Annotated in this window: 13 protein-coding genes and 2 tRNA genes; 9 read left to right on the forward strand and 6 right to left on the reverse strand. The window is 57.9% G+C overall.

The annotated features are described in order from the left end of the window. Positions 1-87: 87 nt before the first annotated feature. Entirely contained in the window at positions 88-1653 is a 1566-nt protein-coding gene (locus ACMXYH_RS03675) for an ABC transporter permease (RefSeq protein ID WP_415766333.1), read from the reverse strand. Beyond that, positions 1653-2663 (reverse strand): iron ABC transporter substrate-binding protein, encoded by a 1011-nt coding sequence (locus ACMXYH_RS03680; protein WP_134419841.1) that lies wholly within the window; start codon positions 2661-2663, stop codon positions 1653-1655. The genes ACMXYH_RS03675 and ACMXYH_RS03680 overlap by 1 nt, the downstream gene beginning before the upstream one ends. A 23-nt stretch (positions 2664-2686) precedes the next feature. Between ACMXYH_RS03680 and ACMXYH_RS03685 the strand changes: the two genes are divergently transcribed. Beyond that, a complete protein-coding gene (locus ACMXYH_RS03685) occupies positions 2687-2896 on the forward strand; it encodes a hypothetical protein (RefSeq protein ID WP_129438964.1) in 210 nt (69 codons plus the stop codon). A 28-nt stretch (positions 2897-2924) separates the two neighbouring features. On the opposite strand, the gene ACMXYH_RS03690 is transcribed toward ACMXYH_RS03685, so the two are convergent. Continuing rightward, positions 2925-3011 (reverse strand) — tRNA-Leu (locus ACMXYH_RS03690). Between the two features lie 166 nt (positions 3012-3177). Beyond that, positions 3178-3264, reverse strand: a tRNA-Leu gene (locus tag ACMXYH_RS03695). A gap of 226 nt (positions 3265-3490) precedes the next feature. Here ACMXYH_RS03695 and rnr point away from each other — a divergent pair. The 7 genes from rnr (at position 3491) to dnaB (ending at position 10793) form a co-directional block, all read left to right on the forward strand. Continuing rightward, positions 3491-6121, forward strand: coding sequence for a ribonuclease R (gene rnr, locus ACMXYH_RS03700; protein WP_134419843.1), 2631 nt, complete (start codon positions 3491-3493; stop codon positions 6119-6121). Then, entirely contained in the window at positions 6118-6885 is a 768-nt protein-coding gene (gene rlmB, locus ACMXYH_RS03705) for a 23S rRNA (guanosine(2251)-2'-O)-methyltransferase RlmB (protein WP_415766334.1), read from the forward strand. Before rnr ends, rlmB begins: the two co-directional genes overlap by 4 nt. Positions 6886-7200: 315 nt before the next feature. Further along, positions 7201-7623, forward strand: a complete 423-nt coding sequence (rpsF, locus tag ACMXYH_RS03710) for a 30S ribosomal protein S6 (RefSeq protein WP_054595362.1) — start codon at positions 7201-7203, stop codon at positions 7621-7623. 28 nt (positions 7624-7651) lie between these two features. Then, positions 7652-7882, forward strand: a complete 231-nt coding sequence (rpsR, locus tag ACMXYH_RS03715; protein ID WP_002551829.1) for a 30S ribosomal protein S18 — start codon at positions 7652-7654, stop codon at positions 7880-7882. 36 nt (positions 7883-7918) lie between these two features. Next, on the forward strand, positions 7919-8812 hold the full coding sequence (locus tag ACMXYH_RS03720) for a hypothetical protein (protein ID WP_415766335.1): 894 nt from the start codon (positions 7919-7921) through the stop codon (positions 8810-8812). A 19-nt stretch (positions 8813-8831) separates the two neighbouring features. Next, positions 8832-9278 carry a 50S ribosomal protein L9 gene (rplI, locus tag ACMXYH_RS03725; RefSeq protein ID WP_003197251.1) on the forward strand — a complete coding sequence of 149 codons (447 nt, stop codon included), beginning with the start codon at positions 8832-8834 and terminating at the stop codon, positions 9276-9278. A 120-nt stretch (positions 9279-9398) separates the two neighbouring features. After that, entirely contained in the window at positions 9399-10793 is a 1395-nt protein-coding gene (dnaB, locus tag ACMXYH_RS03730; protein ID WP_415766336.1) for a replicative DNA helicase, read from the forward strand. A gap of 32 nt (positions 10794-10825) precedes the next feature. Here dnaB and ACMXYH_RS03735 read toward each other — a convergent pair whose 3' ends face one another. Next, entirely contained in the window at positions 10826-11809 is a 984-nt protein-coding gene (locus ACMXYH_RS03735) for a hypothetical protein (RefSeq protein WP_415766337.1), read from the reverse strand. Positions 11810-11830: 21 nt separating this feature from the next. Further along, a complete protein-coding gene (locus ACMXYH_RS03740) occupies positions 11831-14791 on the reverse strand; it encodes a dermonecrotic toxin domain-containing protein (RefSeq protein WP_415766338.1) in 2961 nt (986 codons plus the stop codon). Positions 14792-15016: 225 nt separating this feature from the next. Between ACMXYH_RS03740 and ACMXYH_RS03745 the strand changes: the two genes are divergently transcribed. After that, positions 15017-17332: a YgiQ family radical SAM protein gene (locus tag ACMXYH_RS03745; RefSeq protein WP_415766339.1), complete on the forward strand. Its 2316-nt coding sequence runs from the start codon at positions 15017-15019 to the stop codon at positions 17330-17332. The last annotated feature ends 254 nt before the right edge of the window (positions 17333-17586 follow it).

A 17586-nucleotide genomic window follows, 5' to 3' on the forward strand; every position in this document is an offset into this window, starting at 1 on the left:
CCGCTCCCACATTAGATTTTCTGTGAACACATGATTTGTGAGCACCATAGATCAAATGTGGGAGCGAGCTTGCTCGCGATAGCGGTCTCAGCGGCTCAAATACATCCGGGTAGTAAGCAGATAAACCGGCAACCCCGACACCAAAATCAACAACGCCGCATAAGGCGCCGCCGCCGCAAACTCTACATTCGCGGTATGCGCCCAGACTTCCGTCGCCAGCGTATTGAGCCCAGTCGGGCTCAGCAGCAACGTCGCCGTCAATTCCTTCATCGCATCCAGAAAAACCAGCGCAAACGCCGCGCCCAATGCCGGGAAGATGATCGGCAACGTCACCCGGCAAAACGCACTGAAGGACGACGCCCCCAGTGTGCGTGCAGCCTCTTCCAGTTGCGGCGCAGCCTTGTTCAGCGCCGTACGAATCGGCGCCTGCGCCAGCGGCAGAAACAGCAACGCATAAGCAATCAGCAGCAGCGCAGAAGTCTGGTACAGCGCCGGCACATAGTGCAGGGCGAAATACACCAGCGTAAGCGCGATCACCAGTCCTGGCAGTGCATGCAGCAGATACGGCAAGCGTTCGGCCCAGATTGCCAGCTGGCCTTTGTAGCGCACCACCAACAAACCCACCGGCACTGCCAGCACCAGGCACAGCGCCGCGCCGCCCAGTGACAACGCCAGGGAGGAGAGCAGCGCCTCGCTGATTGCCGCCACCGGGAATGCTGCCGACGAACCCACTGCCAGCCAGTACGCGAGCATCCCGAGCGGAATACCGCTGCCGATGATCGCCAGCGCCAGGCAATAAAGTTGTCCGACAGCAGCCCAAGGCCCCAGCCGAACCTGTTCCGCATGCCGGGCCGCGCCCTGACCGGTGCGCACGTGTCGGCCCTTGCCGCGTACGCGCAGTTCCAACCACAGCAGCATCAGACACAGCGCCAGCAACACGGCGGAAAGCATTGCAGCATTCGCGTTACTGAATTCCAGTTCGAACTGTTGATAGATCGCGGTGGTGAACGTCTGCAAGCCGATGATCGACAGCGCACCGAATTCCACCAGCATGTGCAGCGCGATCAGCAGCGAACCGGCGAGCAACGAAGGCCAGAGCAGCGGCAGAGTGATTCTGAAAAATACGCCCCAGCGATTTTGCCCCAGTGTGCGGGCGGATTCTTCGAGGGAGGGATCGAGATTGCGCAGGGTCGCCGCGACCGGCAGAAAGATCAGCGGATACTTGGACAGGGTCATCACCAGGATCGCCCCGCCCAAGCCTTCGAAATGAGCGCTCAACGAGACCCAGGTAAAGCTGCTGACAAATGCCGGTACCGCGAACGGCAGGCACAGAATCACGCCCCACAAGCGCCGCCCCGGCAAGTTGCTGCGCTCAAGCAGCCAGGCCAGCGACAGGCCGATCACGCCACAGGCGAGCGTCACACCGACCATCAGCGCCAGGGTGTTGCGCAGCAGGCCAAACACATAAGGGCGCCACAACAAATGCAGCGCCTCGGCCCAACCGGCCTGCCAGGTTTTGAGCCCGACATACGCCAGCGGCAACAGGCTGAGTACCACCAGCAGCAAAACCGGTAGCAACAGCCAGATCGATGGCCGCTTGCGCCGCGGTACGTAACCCCCGCGCGTGACGGGAGCTGATAACGATGCGCTCATCAGTTCAAGCCAACGTCACGTTCCAGGTCCAGGGCTTCTTCGGCATTGCCGAGATCGGCTGGCGTGACCTTCGGTGCTTCGAGCTCGCTAAACGGCTTGAGCCCACGATCCGATTCCATGCCTTTGTGCAGTGGGTATTCAGCGGTGGTCTGAGTGATAACGCGCTGACCCTCTTCGCTGGCCATGTAGGCGAGAAATTGCTGGGCTTCTTTTGGATGCTTGCTGGATTTCAGCACGGCCGCACTGGAAACAGTGATCAGCCCACCGACGTCGCCGCCGGTGAAATAATGAAGTTTCGAATCGAGCTGGCCTTTTTCACGCTGCAAGGCGAACCAGTAATAGTTGTTCACCAGCACGGTGGCGACTTCGCCGTTTTCCACTGCCTTCAGTGCAACCATGTTGTTGCTGTAGGTCTTACCGAAAGCACGCAAGCCGGTCAGCCATTCTTCGGCTGCGTCCATGCCGTGCACTTTGATGATTGCCACAGCCTGTTCCTGGAAGGCGCCGCTGGTAGGCACGAAACCGACCTTGCCTTGCCATTTCGGATCGGAGAACTCCATGACCGACTTGGGCAGGTCTTTTTCGTCGATCAGTTTCGGGTTGAAGGCGACCACGCGGACCCGTGCGGTGACACCGATCCAGGTGCCGTTGCCGGCAACGTAATCTTTTGGCAGAGCGGCGAGGGTGGCGGCATCGGTCTGTGCGAGCAGGCCTTGTTCGCCGAGTTTGTTCAGTGGTGGCGATTCTTCGGTGTAGATCACGTCGGCAGGGGAGCGATCGCCTTCTTCGACGACCTGGCTGGCGAGCTGGTTGCTGCTGCCTTTGCGCACATTGACGTGAATCCCGGTCTTGGCTTCGAAGGCTTTGGCGATGGCGTCGCCGACTTCTTTGTGTTGACCGTTATAGAGTGTCAGGGAAACCGGTTCGGCGGCTTGGGTGAGGGGAGTGGCGAGTGCCAGGCCGAGCAGGGTCATGGTCAGGCCGCGGCGTAGGGTATTTCGAAACATCATTCGCAAGGTTCCTCACTGTCGCATTGCAAAAACTTGAAACAATGATAAACGATATTGTTTCTCAAGTGCGCCTTGCAGCGGGTGAGGGGTTGGTAGGAGCTGCCGAAGGCTGCGATCTTTTGATCTTGATTGTTGGTGGAGCTGAAATTGCTGAAGATCAAAAGATCGCAGCCTTCGGCAGCTCCTACACAAACCCCGGAAACGCAAAAACCCGCTTTCGCGGGTTTTTGTGAAATTTCAGATCGACTCTGAAATTTGAATTGGTGCCCAGAAGAAGACTCGAACTTCCACGACCTTGCGGTCACCAGCACCTGAAGCTGGCGTGTCTACCAATTTCACCATCTGGGCATAATCTTCAGCGTTGCCGCTGTTGATGTGGCGCACTATACGGAGAGCTTTTTGATCTGTAAACCCCTGATTTAGTTTTAATAAATCAGAGGCTTAGAATGCAAAAAACCCGCTTTCGCGGGTTTTTGTGTGAGCCTTGAAATTGATCTAATCTCAAGCTCGAAATTGGTGCCCAGAAGAAGACTCGAACTTCCACGACCTTGCGGTCACCAGCACCTGAAGCTGGCGTGTCTACCAATTTCACCATCTGGGCATTATCGACAATGCGTCTGCGTCGTCGATGGCGCGCACTATACGGAGCGTCTTTTTAACTGTAAACCCCTGAGGTCTAAAAAACCTGGAAAATTTTACCAATGGCATTTAATTCAGCTTCGCGCTGTCGATAAAGGGCTTTAGATGGGCTGTCATAGCCTGAAATTTCCCGTTTCATTACGCCTATGCCAAACTAACCCGCATATAGACAAGGTGAAAACTCTCTAATGGCCGATTGGCAGTCCCTCGATCCCGAGGCCGCTCGTGAAGCGGAAAAATATGAAAACCCTATTCCTAGCCGCGAACTGATCCTTCAGCACCTTGCTGATCGGGGTTCGCCTGCTAACCGCGAGCAGCTGGTCGAAGAGTTTGGTCTGACTACAGAAGATCAGATCGAAGCCCTGCGCCGCCGCCTGCGCGCCATGGAGCGCGACGCTCAACTCATCTATACCCGTCGCGGCACCTATGCGCCGGTGGATAAGCTCGACCTGATCCTGGGCCGCATCAGCGGTCACCGTGACGGCTTCGGCTTCCTGGTCCCGGACGACGGCAGTGACGACCTGTTCATGAGCCCTGCGCAAATGCGTCTGGTGTTCGATGGCGACCGTGCGCTGGCCCGTGTTTCCGGTCTTGACCGTCGCGGTCGTCGCGAAGGCATGATCGTCGAAGTGGTCTCCCGTGCCCACGAGACCATCGTCGGTCGCTACTTCGAAGAGGGCGGTATTGGTTTCGTCGTTGCGGACAATCCGAAGATCCAGCAAGAAGTGCTGGTGACGCCGGGCCGTAACGCCAACGCCCAGATCGGTCAGTTCGTCGAAGTGAAGATCACTCACTGGCCGACACCACGCTTCCAGCCGCAAGGCGACGTGGTTGAAGTCGTGGGTAACTACATGGCGCCGGGCATGGAAATCGACGTTGCCCTGCGCACCTACGATATTCCTCACGTCTGGCCTGAGGCTGTGCTGAAAGAAGCCGCCAAGCTCAAGCCGGAAGTCGAAGAGAAAGACAAAGAGAAGCGCATCGACCTGCGTCATCTGCCGTTCGTGACCATCGACGGCGAAGATGCGCGCGACTTCGATGATGCGGTTTACTGCGAAGCCAAGCCGGGCAAACTGCGCCTGTTCTCCGGCGGCTGGAAGTTGTACGTGGCGATTGCCGACGTTTCCAGCTACGTGAAAATCGGTTCGGCGCTGGACAATGAGTCCCAGGTTCGCGGCAACTCGGTGTATTTCCCCGAGCGCGTCGTGCCGATGCTGCCTGAGCAGCTGTCCAACGGCCTGTGCTCGCTGAACCCGCATGTCGATCGCCTGGCCATGGTTTGCGAGATGACCATCTCCAAATCCGGGGAGATGACCGACTACTGCTTCTACGAAGCGGTGATTCACTCCCACGCTCGCCTGACCTACAACAAGGTCAGCGCGATGCTGGAAACGCCGAAAGTCACCGAAGCTCGCCAGCTTCGTGGTGAGTACAACGACGTTCTGCCGCACCTCAAGCAGCTTTACGCACTGTACAAAGTGCTGCTGGCCGCTCGTCACGTGCGTGGCGCGATCGATTTCGAAACGCAGGAAACCCGGATCATCTTCGGGACCGAGCGCAAGATTGCCGAAATCCGTCCAACCGTTCGTAACGACGCCCACAAGCTGATCGAGGAATGCATGCTGGCGGCCAACGTGGCCACCGCCGAATTCCTGAAAAAGCACGAAATCCCTGCGCTGTATCGCGTCCACGATGGCCCGCCACCGGAGCGTCTGGAAAAACTGCGCGCTTTCCTTGGCGAGCTCGGCCTGTCCCTGCACAAAGGCAAGGACGGCCCGTCGCCGAAGGATTACCAGGCATTGCTGGCGAGCATCAAGGACCGTCCGGATTTCCATCTGATCCAGACCGTCATGCTGCGTTCGTTGAGTCAGGCGGTGTACAGCGCCGATAACCAGGGCCACTTCGGCCTGAATTACGAAGCCTATACCCACTTCACCTCGCCGATCCGCCGCTACCCGGACTTGCTAACGCACCGGGCGATTCGCAGTGTCATCCATTCGAAAATGGACACCCCGCATGTTCGCCGTGCTGGCGCGATGACCATTCCGAAAGCGCGCATCTACCCGTACGACGAAGCGATTCTGGAACAGCTCGGCGAGCAGTGCTCGATGAGCGAGCGCCGTGCCGACGAAGCGACCCGCGATGTCGTGAACTGGCTCAAGTGCGAGTTCATGAAAGACCGCGTGGGCGAATCGTTCCCGGGTGTGATCACTGCCGTGACCGGTTTTGGTCTGTTCGTCGAGCTGACCGATATCTACGTCGAAGGCCTGGTGCACGTCACCGCGCTGCCGGGTGATTACTACCACTTCGATCCTGTGCACCACCGCCTCGCCGGTGAGCGTACCGGTCGCAGCTTCCGCCTTGGCGATACTGTTGAAGTGCGCGTCATGCGCGTCGACCTCGACGAGCGCAAGATCGACTTCGAGATGGCTGAAAAGACCATCAGCGCGCCGATCGGTCGCAAGAAGCGCGGGACTGAAACCGCTGCACCAGCTACCAAAACGGCTGCAGAGCCGGCCCCGGCGAAAACCGGTCGTCGTCCTGCCAAGGAAAAGGCTGTCGAAGCCTATCGTCCAGGCGATGCTGCGGCGAAAAATGCTGAATTGCGCAAAAGCCGTGAGATGAAGCAGGCGTTGCTGTCTGAAGCGAAAAGTGGCGGTAAAGCGGCGTCTGGGGGAAAGACCGGACGGTCGGCGCCTGACAAGGCTCCCGGCGGCAAGCCAGCCAAACCGAGCAAACACCGTAAAGGCCCGCCAAAAGCGGGTTCTGCTCCAGCCGCCAAAAGCGGCGGGGCGCGTAAACCGAAGGCCAAGTCATGAGTCAGTTGGAAAAGATCTACGGCGTGCACGCTGTAGAAGCGTTGCTGCGTCACCACCCGAAACGCGTCAAGCAGATCTGGCTGGCCGAAGGCCGCAGTGATCCGCGGGTTCAGACGCTGATCGAGCTGGCTAACGAAAATCGCGTGGCCGTCGGCAACGCCGAGCGCCGTGAGCTGGATGCCTGGGTTGATGGTGTGCACCAGGGCGTGGTGGCGGACGTGAGTCCGAGCCAGGTCTGGGGCGAGGCGATGCTCGACGAGCTGCTCGATCGCACCGAAGGCGCGCCGCTGTTGCTGGTGCTCGACGGCGTGACCGATCCGCACAACCTCGGCGCTTGCCTGCGTTCGGCCGATGCGGCCGGCGCATTGGCGGTGATCGTGCCGAAGGACAAGTCAGCCACGCTGACCCCGACGGTGCGAAAAGTCGCCTGTGGCGCGGCGGAAGTGATTCCGTTGGTCGCCGTGACCAACCTGGCGCGCACCCTGGAAAAACTCAAGCAGCGCGGCTTGTGGGTCGTCGGTACGGCGGGCGAGGCTGAGCAGAGCCTGTATCAGCACGACATGACCGGCCCGACCATCCTGATCATGGGCGCGGAAGGCAGCGGGATGCGTCGCCTGACTCGCGATCTTTGCGATTATCTGGTGCACCTGCCGATGACCGGTAGCGTCAGCAGCCTCAACGTGTCTGTGGCGACTGGCGTTTGCCTGTTCGAGGCTCAGCGCCAGCGTAGCGTCAAAGCCGCCGGAACCGCCAAAAAGTCCTGATCTGCTGTAAGCCCCCTGTGGGAGCGAGCTTGCTCGCGATAGCGGTGTAGCATTCAGCATCAATGTTGAATGTTATATCCACATCGCGAGCAAGCTCGCTCCCACAGTAGTTTGTGGTGAGGCAAAATTTGGCGTGTGGACGAACTGTTCAAATAATCACCAATTGCCTTGCACCTCTTCTGTCCCTTCTCTACAATTGCGCCCCTTGCTGTGACGGCAGGCACGCATGTGTCTATCGCAAGCAAGTCCATAAGTGTCATTCACTCCTTGTCTGACCGCTTTTGAGCGGCAGGCTACAACCCGTAAGGAGCATTCATGCGTCATTACGAAATCATCTTTTTGGTCCACCCGGATCAAAGCGAGCAAGTCGGCGGCATGGTAGAGCGTTACACCAAGCTGATCGAAGAAGACGGCGGCAAAATCCACCGTCTGGAAGATTGGGGCCGTCGTCAACTGGCCTACGCAATCAACAATGTTCACAAGGCTCACTACGTGATGCTGAACGTTGAGTGCACTGGCAAGGCCCTGGCCGAGCTGGAAGACAACTTCCGCTACAACGATGCAGTGATCCGTAACCTGGTCATCCGTCGCGAAGAAGCCGTTACCGGCCAATCCGAGATGCTCAAGGCTGAAGAAAACCGCAGTGAGCGCCGTGAGCGTCGCGACCGTCCTGAGCACGAAGGCGCTGAAAGCGTTGATAGTGATGACAGCGACAACAGCGATAACGCTGACGAGTAATCCACGGACCTTTTGAGGAGCCTATTACATGGCACGTTTCTTCCGTCGTCGTAAATTCTGCCGCTTCACCGCTGAAGACGTGAAAGAGATCGATTACAAAGATCTCAACACTCTGAAAGCTTATGTATCCGAGACCGGCAAAATCGTTCCAAGCCGCATCACCGGTACCAAAGCACGTTATCAGCGTCAGCTGGCCACCGCTATCAAGCGCGCCCGCTTCCTGGCCCTGCTGGCCTACACCGACAGCCACGGCCGCTGAGACCGGGCAGTCGACACGTAGCAAAGGATTGAAAGCATGCGTGCCATAGCTGAGTTCATCATGCGCGGCCGTATGCAGGCCACTCTGGTAGTGGCCGGATGCGCAACATTGCCGTTGTTGTATTGGTTGGGTGCTGCCGCTGGATGCCTTGTGCTCCTGCGGCGCGGATTGAAGGACGCCATTGGTGTTCTTGCTCTGGGACTGCTGCCGGCGTTGATCTGGTGGCTTTACTCCGATGACCCACGGGCACTTCTGGTGCTGCTGGGGTCTTGGAGCCTTGCGTTGGTTTTGCGCGCAAGCGAGTCCTGGAACCGCGTGCTGCTGGTCAGCATAGCGATGGGAGTGGTGTTTTCAGTGGTGCTGGGGACGGCTTTTGGTCCCCAAATCGAGATGCTGGCGCAGGCTTTGATAAAAGTCATGCCGTCGCTACTCGGTGATGTCTACCAGAAGTTGTCGGTAGACGAGCAAGCGCATTTTGCGTCCCTGATCGCACCGGTCCTGACCGGCCTGATTGCGGCCTTGTTGCAAATCGTCAGTGTGCTGAGCCTGCTTGTCGGGCGCTACTGGCAGGCGTTGTTGTACAACCCGGGTGGTTTTGGTCGCGAGTTTCGCGCCATCCGATTCCCGCTGGGGCTGGCGATGTTACTGCTGGCGTTCATGCTTCTGGGGCCGAATATCGGTCCGCAGATGGCCATGTTGACGCCGTTGTGCAGTGTACCGCTGGTGTTCGCCGGGCTGGCCCTGATTCACGGGCTGGTGGCGCAAAAGCGACTGGCCAGATTCTGGCTGGTGGGGTTGTACGTCACGCTGTTGCTGTTCATGCAGCTGATCTATCCGTTGCTGGTGGTCTTGGCCATCGTCGACAGCCTGATTGATTTTCGCGGTCGTTCGACGCCGAAAGACGTCGATAGCGCGAACGGTGAAGGTTAAAAGTTAAGAGGATTTTCACATGCAACTGATCCTTCTGGAAAAAGTCACCAACCTGGGCAACCTGGGTGACAAAGTGAACGTTAAGGCTGGTTACGGTCGTAACTACCTGCTGCCTTACGGCAAAGCTACCGCTGCGACCGCTGCCAACCTGGCTGCGTTCGAAGAGCGTCGCGCTGAGCTGGAAAAAGCCGCAGCAGATCGTAAAACTTCGGCTGAAAGCCGCGCTGCCCAACTGGCTGAGCTGGAAGTGACTATCACTGCCACCGCTGGCGACGAAGGCAAGCTGTTCGGTTCGATCGGTACTCACGACATCGCTGATGCACTGACCGCCTCTGGCGTTGAAGTTGCAAAAAGCGAAGTTCGTCTGCCGAACGGCACTATCCGCAACGTAGGCGAATTCGACGTAGCCGTGCACCTGCACGCCGAAGTTGAAGCCACCGTACGCGTTGTCGTGGTAGCAGCTTAAGCAGCACTTGTCGGCTGGCACCCTCGGGTGCTTGCCGGTAACATCGGGCACGATCCTGTTTACAGGTCGTGCCCTTTGTCTTTCTGTAACCCCTGCTTTTCTTAAATAAACCAAGTGGCCATGAACGATATCTCCGCTCCCGAGCAATACGATCTGCAAACCGCTTCCCTGAAGGTGCCGCCGCATTCCATCGAGGCCGAACAGGCCGTGCTCGGTGGTCTGATGCTGGACAACAACGCCTGGGAACGCGTGCTCGATCAAGTCTCCGACGGCGATTTCTATCGGCATGACCACCGTCTGATCTTCCGCGCGATCGCCAAGCTCGCTGACCAGAACTCGCCGATCGACGTCGTGACCCTTGCCGAGCAATTGGACAAGGAAGGTCAGACCTCGCAGGTCGGCGGCCTTGGTTACCTTGGCGAACTGGCGAAAAACACGCCGTCCGTCGCTAACATCAAGGCCTATGCGCAGATCGTCCGCGCACGAGCAACGTTGCGGCAGTTGATCGGCATCGCCACCGAAATCGCCGACAGCGCCTTCAACCCGGAAGGCCGCTCGGCTGAAGAGATTCTCGACGAAGCGGAACGCCAGATTTTCCAGATCGCCGAGGCCCGGCCAAAAACCGGCGGCCCGGTGAGCGTGAATGACCTGCTGACCAAGGCCATCGATCGCATCGACACCTTGTTCAACACCGACAACGCCATCACCGGCCTGTCCACCGGTTATACCGACCTCGACGGAATGACCAGTGGCCTGCAACCGTCCGACCTGATCATCGTTGCCGGCCGTCCATCCATGGGTAAAACCACCTTTGCGATGAACCTGGTGGAAAACGCCGTGCTGCGCAGCGACAAGTGCGTGCTGGTCTACTCGCTGGAGATGCCAGGCGAATCGCTGATCATGCGTATGTTGTCGTCGCTGGGTCGGATCGACCAGACCAAGGTCCGTGCCGGACGTCTGGAAGACGATGACTGGCCACGCCTGACCTCGGCGGTCAACCTGCTCAATGATCGCAAGCTGTTCATCGACGATACGGCCGGTATCAGCCCGTCGGAAATGCGTGCGCGGACTCGACGCCTGGTGCGTGAGCATGGCGAGGTTGGCCTGATCATGATCGACTACCTGCAACTGATGCAGATTCCAGGTTCCAGTGGCGACAACCGGACCAACGAGATTTCCGAGATCTCCCGTTCCTTGAAAGCCCTGGCCAAGGAATTCAACTGTCCGGTGGTGGCGTTGTCCCAGCTCAACCGCTCCCTGGAGCAACGACCGAACAAACGCCCGATCAACTCCGACCTCCGGGAATCCGGAGCGATCGAGCAGGATGCCGACGTGATCATGTTCGTGTACCGGGACGAGGTGTATCACCCGGAAACCGAACACAAAGGCATCGCCGAGATCATCATCGGCAAGCAGCGGAACGGCCCGATCGGCACGTCACGACTGGCGTTCATCGGCAAGTACACCCGTTTCGAAAACCTGGCGCCGGGCAGCTACAACTTCGACGACGAGTAACGTCGAGGGTGTCGGCGGTTGATAGCTGTGTTTCAGGCGAACAGGTTTCTGATCGCTTGCTCGGTGTAGCCATAGTTCCAACGTAGCTCGTTGTCGACGGGAATGTCGTCGATGGCAAAGAATGCATACAGCAGGTATTTTTCCTTGCCCCCGCCTTGGGCTTGAACCTCCACATCAAACGGCACGGCTTCGACGTTGTAACCCGTTGTTGCCTGTCGTGCCGGCTTGCCCTGTTCGTACTCGAAGAGGGTATTCATTCGGGACAGCACATTGTCTCCGGACAACAGAACGGTAGGAGGCCTGGCGTGGGTGAACAGCTTCCCAGGCAGTACATCGATGAGGAACGGGTCCTTTCTGGCGACACCGACATAACCGGGTATCAATCCTCCACCATAGACCCCAAGAATCTCCCCTTTAACCAGCGGCTTTTTGCTGCTCACCATGTCTTGCCCAATCAAGGTCCTTTCCTCAGGCACCTTGCAGTCGGCGGCGGTGAATGTGCGTAGCGCCAGTTTTTCTTCGTACAGGTTGGCAACGCCTTCGAAGCCCTCCCATTGAATGTAAGGTTTGATTGCCGCGGCCCCGTAGCGGGTACCGCCATCAGCAGATTTGACCTGCTGCTGAATTTTTTTGATGCGTAACGGTTGCCCTTTCAGGTCCCTGAGGGGGTAGCGGCCGTTGTTGGCACGATCATAGTTACCGCGTGTGTTGGGGGTCTGTTGAAAGGATCTGATGCTGGACATGCGGTCGTGTTCGGCGGCAGTGAATGGCACAGGCATGACGTATTCGGTAGCGCTGTGATAGCTGCCGCTTGCCTCCTCCGGGATATCGAGGTGCCTTGACGAGCCAACGCCCGGCGTGCCGCCCGGTAACCCGCTATCGGTATCGATCTCCCAACCACCTCCAGCCTTTTGCCGCACGTAGGGCTTGTACGCTCGATAGGGGCTGCGTGCATCGATGACTTGCCAACCCGGTTTGGCATATTGCACTTGGTAGTACAGGCGGTTTTCCAGCACGTAATACGTGTGCGTGCCACCTTATAGGGGGCGCTGTTCATAAACGCCGTCTGCGCGCAGCGACAGGTTCGTCGGTGTTTCTTGCCGGGCGAAATGGGTGTCAAGGGGGAAGCCTGGGTTTGCGGGCTCGGTAGGCCATGACGCAACACCTTCCCGAATAGCCAGTGGTTGTTTGTGCAGACGCTCTATGACGCTGTTGATCGCGGTTTTTACACGGTCAGCCCAACTATTGGCCGCGGCAAAGCGCTCGGCTTCAGGCAGGGCCGCTTTGATCGAGATGTAGAGATCGGCCAGTCCACTAAGCGGATTTCCCGCAGCATCGTAAGCCCTGTACTGCGCTCCTTCTCGAACCAGAACTCTGCGATGAACGGCTGTGTCACTGCCGACGCTGCTCAGCAATGTGCCGTTGAGGGTGGCATCACGCATTTCGATGTGCACCGAGTCGGCCCAGTTGGGCAAGTGCCTGAGGTTCATGAGGATGAGTTGGTCGGTGTCAAGAGGGCGGGCGGAATCAAGATAAAGCCCCTCATAAGTACGTGCTGTTTCAACTTCTTTGGAATATTCGTCTGCTTCCGTTTCCATGAGAGGCAGCAACTGCCTTTCCCGCACGATTTGCTGTTTTTCCAGTGCGCTGAGGCTGAGTGTCAGCTGCTGCAGATAGCTTTTTGGCAGCGTTGGATACTTCGTGCGAATGTGTTCGTCTATCGGGTTTTCCGGTTGATCGGTCAGCGCATAAATTTTTGGGAACAGCAGGTCTTTTGTTGCCGCAAGGTGGGTCTCAAGACACTGCGCCAGGCGCTCTGCGTTAGAGGCAGTGGATGGCACCAGCCCTTTGAATAGCTCACTGAGCTCTTCAATTCTCAGCTTCTCGACAACAGCGTCTGTCAGTTCACCGTTTCTGAGTTGGGCGTAGGTCAATCTAAGTTCGGGCAGTGCTGCATTGACGGAGTCACCAAAAGCAAACAGCGTTTCAGTCCCATCGACGACGGTCAGGTGTCGAGTGGTTGGCCAGCCGCTCAGTGTGGTGAGCAGGTGCAGCAAGATGAACGGTGAGTAAGGGCCGGTTTTAGTGCCTTTGCTACGTTCTATCTTGAAATCTTTTATTTCCTGTCTCAAATCAAAGCGCTTCAATACATCGGTCAGCAGGGCCGGCGGACGTTGGGTGCTCAGATGAAGTTCAATGAGAGCCAATCTGTCTAATCCGCTGACCAGCAGAATGGGCTCGACGGCTTCTTGGCGGATATTGCGTGCGACAGTGCCAAGACGCCTGATCAGTTTCAACCCATCCCAAGTGCTTGGGTCCTCGTGCAGATGGCGCCATCCGGCGGCATCGTTTTGAAACATCTGTGGGGCATACCCGTTTGGGTCAGAAGGGTGTTGCAGCTCCCACTGCTGGGTGGCGGTGTCGACCTTTACTTCATAGAAATGGTCTTCCAGCGCTACATAGGTTTTTGCGTTGTGGTTATACAACCCTTGAGCGTTGGGGTGGATATTTTCAGGGAGTTGAAGTGCCTTCCGATAGGGCGTCAGATCGGGGTGCCAGAGTCGTTCGCTATTGTCGCGCAACCTGATTTTTACCAGGTTGGTGGCGATCCCGGTGGTTTTTATTGCGCCGGCCGTGATGATGCCCAGGGCAGCGGCGTCTGCGACATCCAGCAGATCATTCAGGGCTTCATCGGTATCGCCACGACTCCAGGCGGCAACGCCGTGATAGACCGAGTTGAGTAACTGCAAGGCTGTTACCGCCAACATCACTTCACCGATGATCGGTATGAAGGACGCGGCGAAAAATAACAGCGACTCTCCTGCTGCCTCGAGCTCCTGACGTTTTTTCAAGCTGCCGGCGGTGTTGGCATCTGCCGTGGGGACCGCCAGCACACGTGCGTCAGCTTTCAGGTGGGCAATGCGTTGCCTGAAGACCGTTTCATAGAAGTCACCGGCAATATTCACACGCACCAAGGGTTTGGCAAACGACGGATTACTAGGGCGGTTTGCGCCTGACCACAAAGTGCCTGTGGTCAGCGGCGTTCCCTGGCGCTCAAACGGAATGAAGCGATTGAAGAATTTCCGGTAGGAGGGTGTGTCCAGTTTAATTGCCAGGGCTGTTTGAAGAGCGTTATACGAGTCATATCGTTTGATCGCGTCATCGGGATCATCGGGAATGTAAAGAACGTGTTTAATCTGAGGCCATTTATCCTGAAGTACCACGATGCCCGGAAGGGCTATGCCGTCCAGGGTCAGGTGTGAACAGATCAAGTCCTTGTGGCTGCCTGCGTGGCTCAGTTCGAGTAATAGTGCGTAAAGATCTGTGCTGATGGATTTCTTCATCAGGGCGATGTGGATCGCCGCCTCAAAGGTATTTTGGTCGTCGTTCCTGATCAGGGCTTTTATCTGGTTTGCCGAGCGAGTGGCGGTTGTTCCCGCAGTCGCAGAAGGTTCCAGTATTTCGCTGATGTGTCTCTGGTACTGCATGCCGATGTCCAGTTCGCGACAAACCTCGGCGAAGTGCTCTGGGCTGATAGCGCTTTTTTTCTTTTCGTCGCGCCCGGACAAATAGATGGCCGATCCCGCTTCAAAACCACCGCTCAGGGCTTCGGAAGGTTCGAAGTTCTGCAGAGCGGCGTCTACAAGCGTTTGTTCGGTGGTTTTATGGTGTGTTTTGATCAGCCCCAAGAGGTGGGAGTTCTTCCACTCGCGTAGCAGTGTGGATTTTTCAGCGTCCAGCGATCCCAGGTGTCCTGTGAACTTTTCGCTCAACAAGGTTCGGGCAAAGTTCAAGGGGTTTTTCAGATCTTCGAAGACGGGGGCCAACGCCTGCCTGGCTGCATTGCTTTTTAGCAGGCAGGCGCGAAACGTTTTGCGCTGTTCAGGTGATCCCTCGACTAGCCAGCCAGGCAGCTTGCTCTGGATGAAGCTTGCATGAGCAGATAGGGGCGGCGGGGTAGGTGCGGGGACTGTATTGAGTAAAGTCGAATCGTTCAAGGGAGCTCCGTGGCTCTGGATAAGCCAGTCTGGTAGTTGAAGCGCCAGACTACTCGCGGGTTTTTTTCTTGAAGAATATCTATGTAGTGACGTGTGTTCAGCGAAATGTGATGTATCGGTCAAGGGCAGACCTGATGGTAAAAGCCGACCGCTATTGTCGGAATTGGTTAATTTTTGTGCTATATTCCGCGCCCGCGATTTTTCATCTCAACACCGGTCATCGTCATGCAAACAGCCAAGCCGTTATTTGACTATCCCAAGTACTGGGCCGAATGTTTCGGTCCAGCGCCATTCCTGCCGATGAGCAGGGAGGAGATGGATCAGCTTGGCTGGGATTCATGCGACATCATCATCGTCACCGGTGATGCGTACGTTGACCATCCGTCGTTCGGCATGGCAATCATCGGCCGGCTGCTGGAGTCGCAAGGCTTCCGCGTCGGGATCATTGCCCAGCCGAACTGGCAGTCCAAAGACGACTTCATGAAACTCGGCGAGCCGAACCTGTTCTTCGGTGTCGCGGCCGGCAACATGGACTCGATGATCAACCGCTACACCGCCGACAAGAAAATCCGTTCCGATGACGCCTACACCCCGGGTGGCATGGCGGGCAAACGTCCGGACCGCGCGAGCCTGGTTTACAGCCAGCGTTGCAAGGAAGCCTACAAGAACGTGCCGATCGTTCTCGGTGGCATCGAAGCGTCCCTGCGCCGCATCGCCCACTACGATTACTGGCAGGACCGGGTTCGCAACTCGATCCTGATCGATGCCTGCGCCGACATCCTGCTTTACGGCAACGCCGAGCGTGCGATCGTCGAAGTCGCCCAGCGTCTGTCCTACGGTCACAAGATCGAAGACATCACCGACGTGCGCGGTACCGCGTTCATTCGTCGCGACACGCCGAAAGACTGGTACGAAGTCGATTCCACGCGCATCGACCGTCCGGGCAAGATCGACAAGATCATCAACCCGTACGTGAACACCCAGGACACTGCGGCGTGCACCATCGAGCAGGAAAAGGGTGCGACTTTTTCAAGTGCAGAAGACCCGAGCGAAGCCAAGGTCGTGCAGATCCTGGCGAGCCCGAAGATGACTCGCGACAAGACCGTGATTCGTCTGCCTTCGGTTGAGAAAGTCCGCGGTGACGCGGTTCTTTATGCTCACGCCAACCGCGTGCTGCACCTGGAAACCAACCCGGGCAACGCCCGTGCGCTGGTTCAGAAGCACGGCGAAGTCGATGTCTGGTTCAACCCGCCTCCGATTCCGATGACCACCGAAGAAATGGACTACGTGTTCGGCATGCCCTATGCGCGCATTCCGCACCCGGCGTACGGCAAGGAAAAGATCCCTGCCTACGACATGATCCGCTTCTCGGTGAACATCATGCGTGGCTGCTTCGGCGGCTGCACCTTCTGCTCGATCACCGAGCACGAAGGCCGGATCATCCAGAACCGTTCCGAAGAGTCGATCATTCGCGAAATCGAAGAGATCCGTGACAAGGTCCCCGGCTTCACCGGCGTCATTTCCGACCTCGGCGGCCCGACCGCGAACATGTACCGTATCGCCTGCAAGACCCCGGAAATCGAATCCGCGTGCCGCAAGCCTTCGTGCGTGTTCCCGGGCATTTGCCCGAACCTGAACACCGATCACTCGTCGCTGATCCAGCTGTACCGCAGCGCCCGTGCCTTGCCGGGTGTGAAGAAGATCCTGATCGCTTCCGGTCTGCGCTACGACCTCGCGGTCGAGTCGCCGGAGTACGTCAAAGAGCTGGTGACCCACCACGTCGGTGGTTACCTGAAGATCGCCCCGGAACACACCGAGGAAGGTCCGCTCAACCAGATGATGAAACCGGGCATTGGCAGCTATGACAAGTTCAAGCGCATGTTCGAGAAGTACTCCAAGGAAGCCGGGAAAGAGCAGTACCTGATTCCGTACTTCATCGCCGCTCACCCGGGCACCACCGACGAAGACATGATGAACCTGGCCCTGTGGCTCAAGGGCAACGGCTTCCGTGCCGACCAGGTGCAAGCGTTCTACCCGTCGCCGATGGCCACCGCCACCGCGATGTACCACTCGGGCAAGAACCCGCTGCGCAAAGTCACTTACAAGAGTGACGCCGTGACCATCGTCAAGAGCGAAGAGCAGCGTCGTCTGCACAAGGCCTTCTTGCGTTATCACGACCCGAAAGGCTGGCCGATGCTGCGTGAAGCGCTGACCCGCATGGGCCGCGCCGACCTGATCGGGCCGGGCAAGAACCAGTTGATCCCGCTGCATCAGCCAGCGACCGACAGCTACCAGAGCGCCCGTCGCAAGAACTCGACACCGGCCGGCAGCCATAAAGTGGCCGGGGAAAAGACCACCAAGATCCTGACCCAGCACACTGGCTTGCCACCGCGCGCCAGCGATGGCGGCAACCCGTGGGACAAGCGTGAACAGGCCAAGGCTGCGGCATTCGCCCGCAACCAGCAGGCGGCCAAAGAGCGCAAGGACGCGGCCAAAGGCAAGGGGCCCAAGCCTGCGCGTAAGCCCGTCGTACCACGCTAAGCCTCGCTTGAGCTGAACAAAACGCCAACCTTCGGGTTGGCGTTTTGCGTTTCTGCGCCACGGAAAACCGGGGCGCTGGGTCGGAAGCTGTGTTGGGGCAATCGGCCTCTTCGCGGGCAAGCCCGCTCCCACAGGGATCTGCTGTGAACACAGAACCGGAGACAACCTCGAACACTGTGGGAGCGGGCTTGCCCGCGAAGAGGCCGGTGTTGGTGGCGACTATGCAGCTGAACGCCACAAATCCGTGCAATCGA

This window comes from Pseudomonas frigoris, assembly GCF_047758635.1.
In the GTDB taxonomy this organism is placed as follows: Bacteria; Pseudomonadota; Gammaproteobacteria; order Pseudomonadales; family Pseudomonadaceae; genus Aquipseudomonas; species Aquipseudomonas frigoris.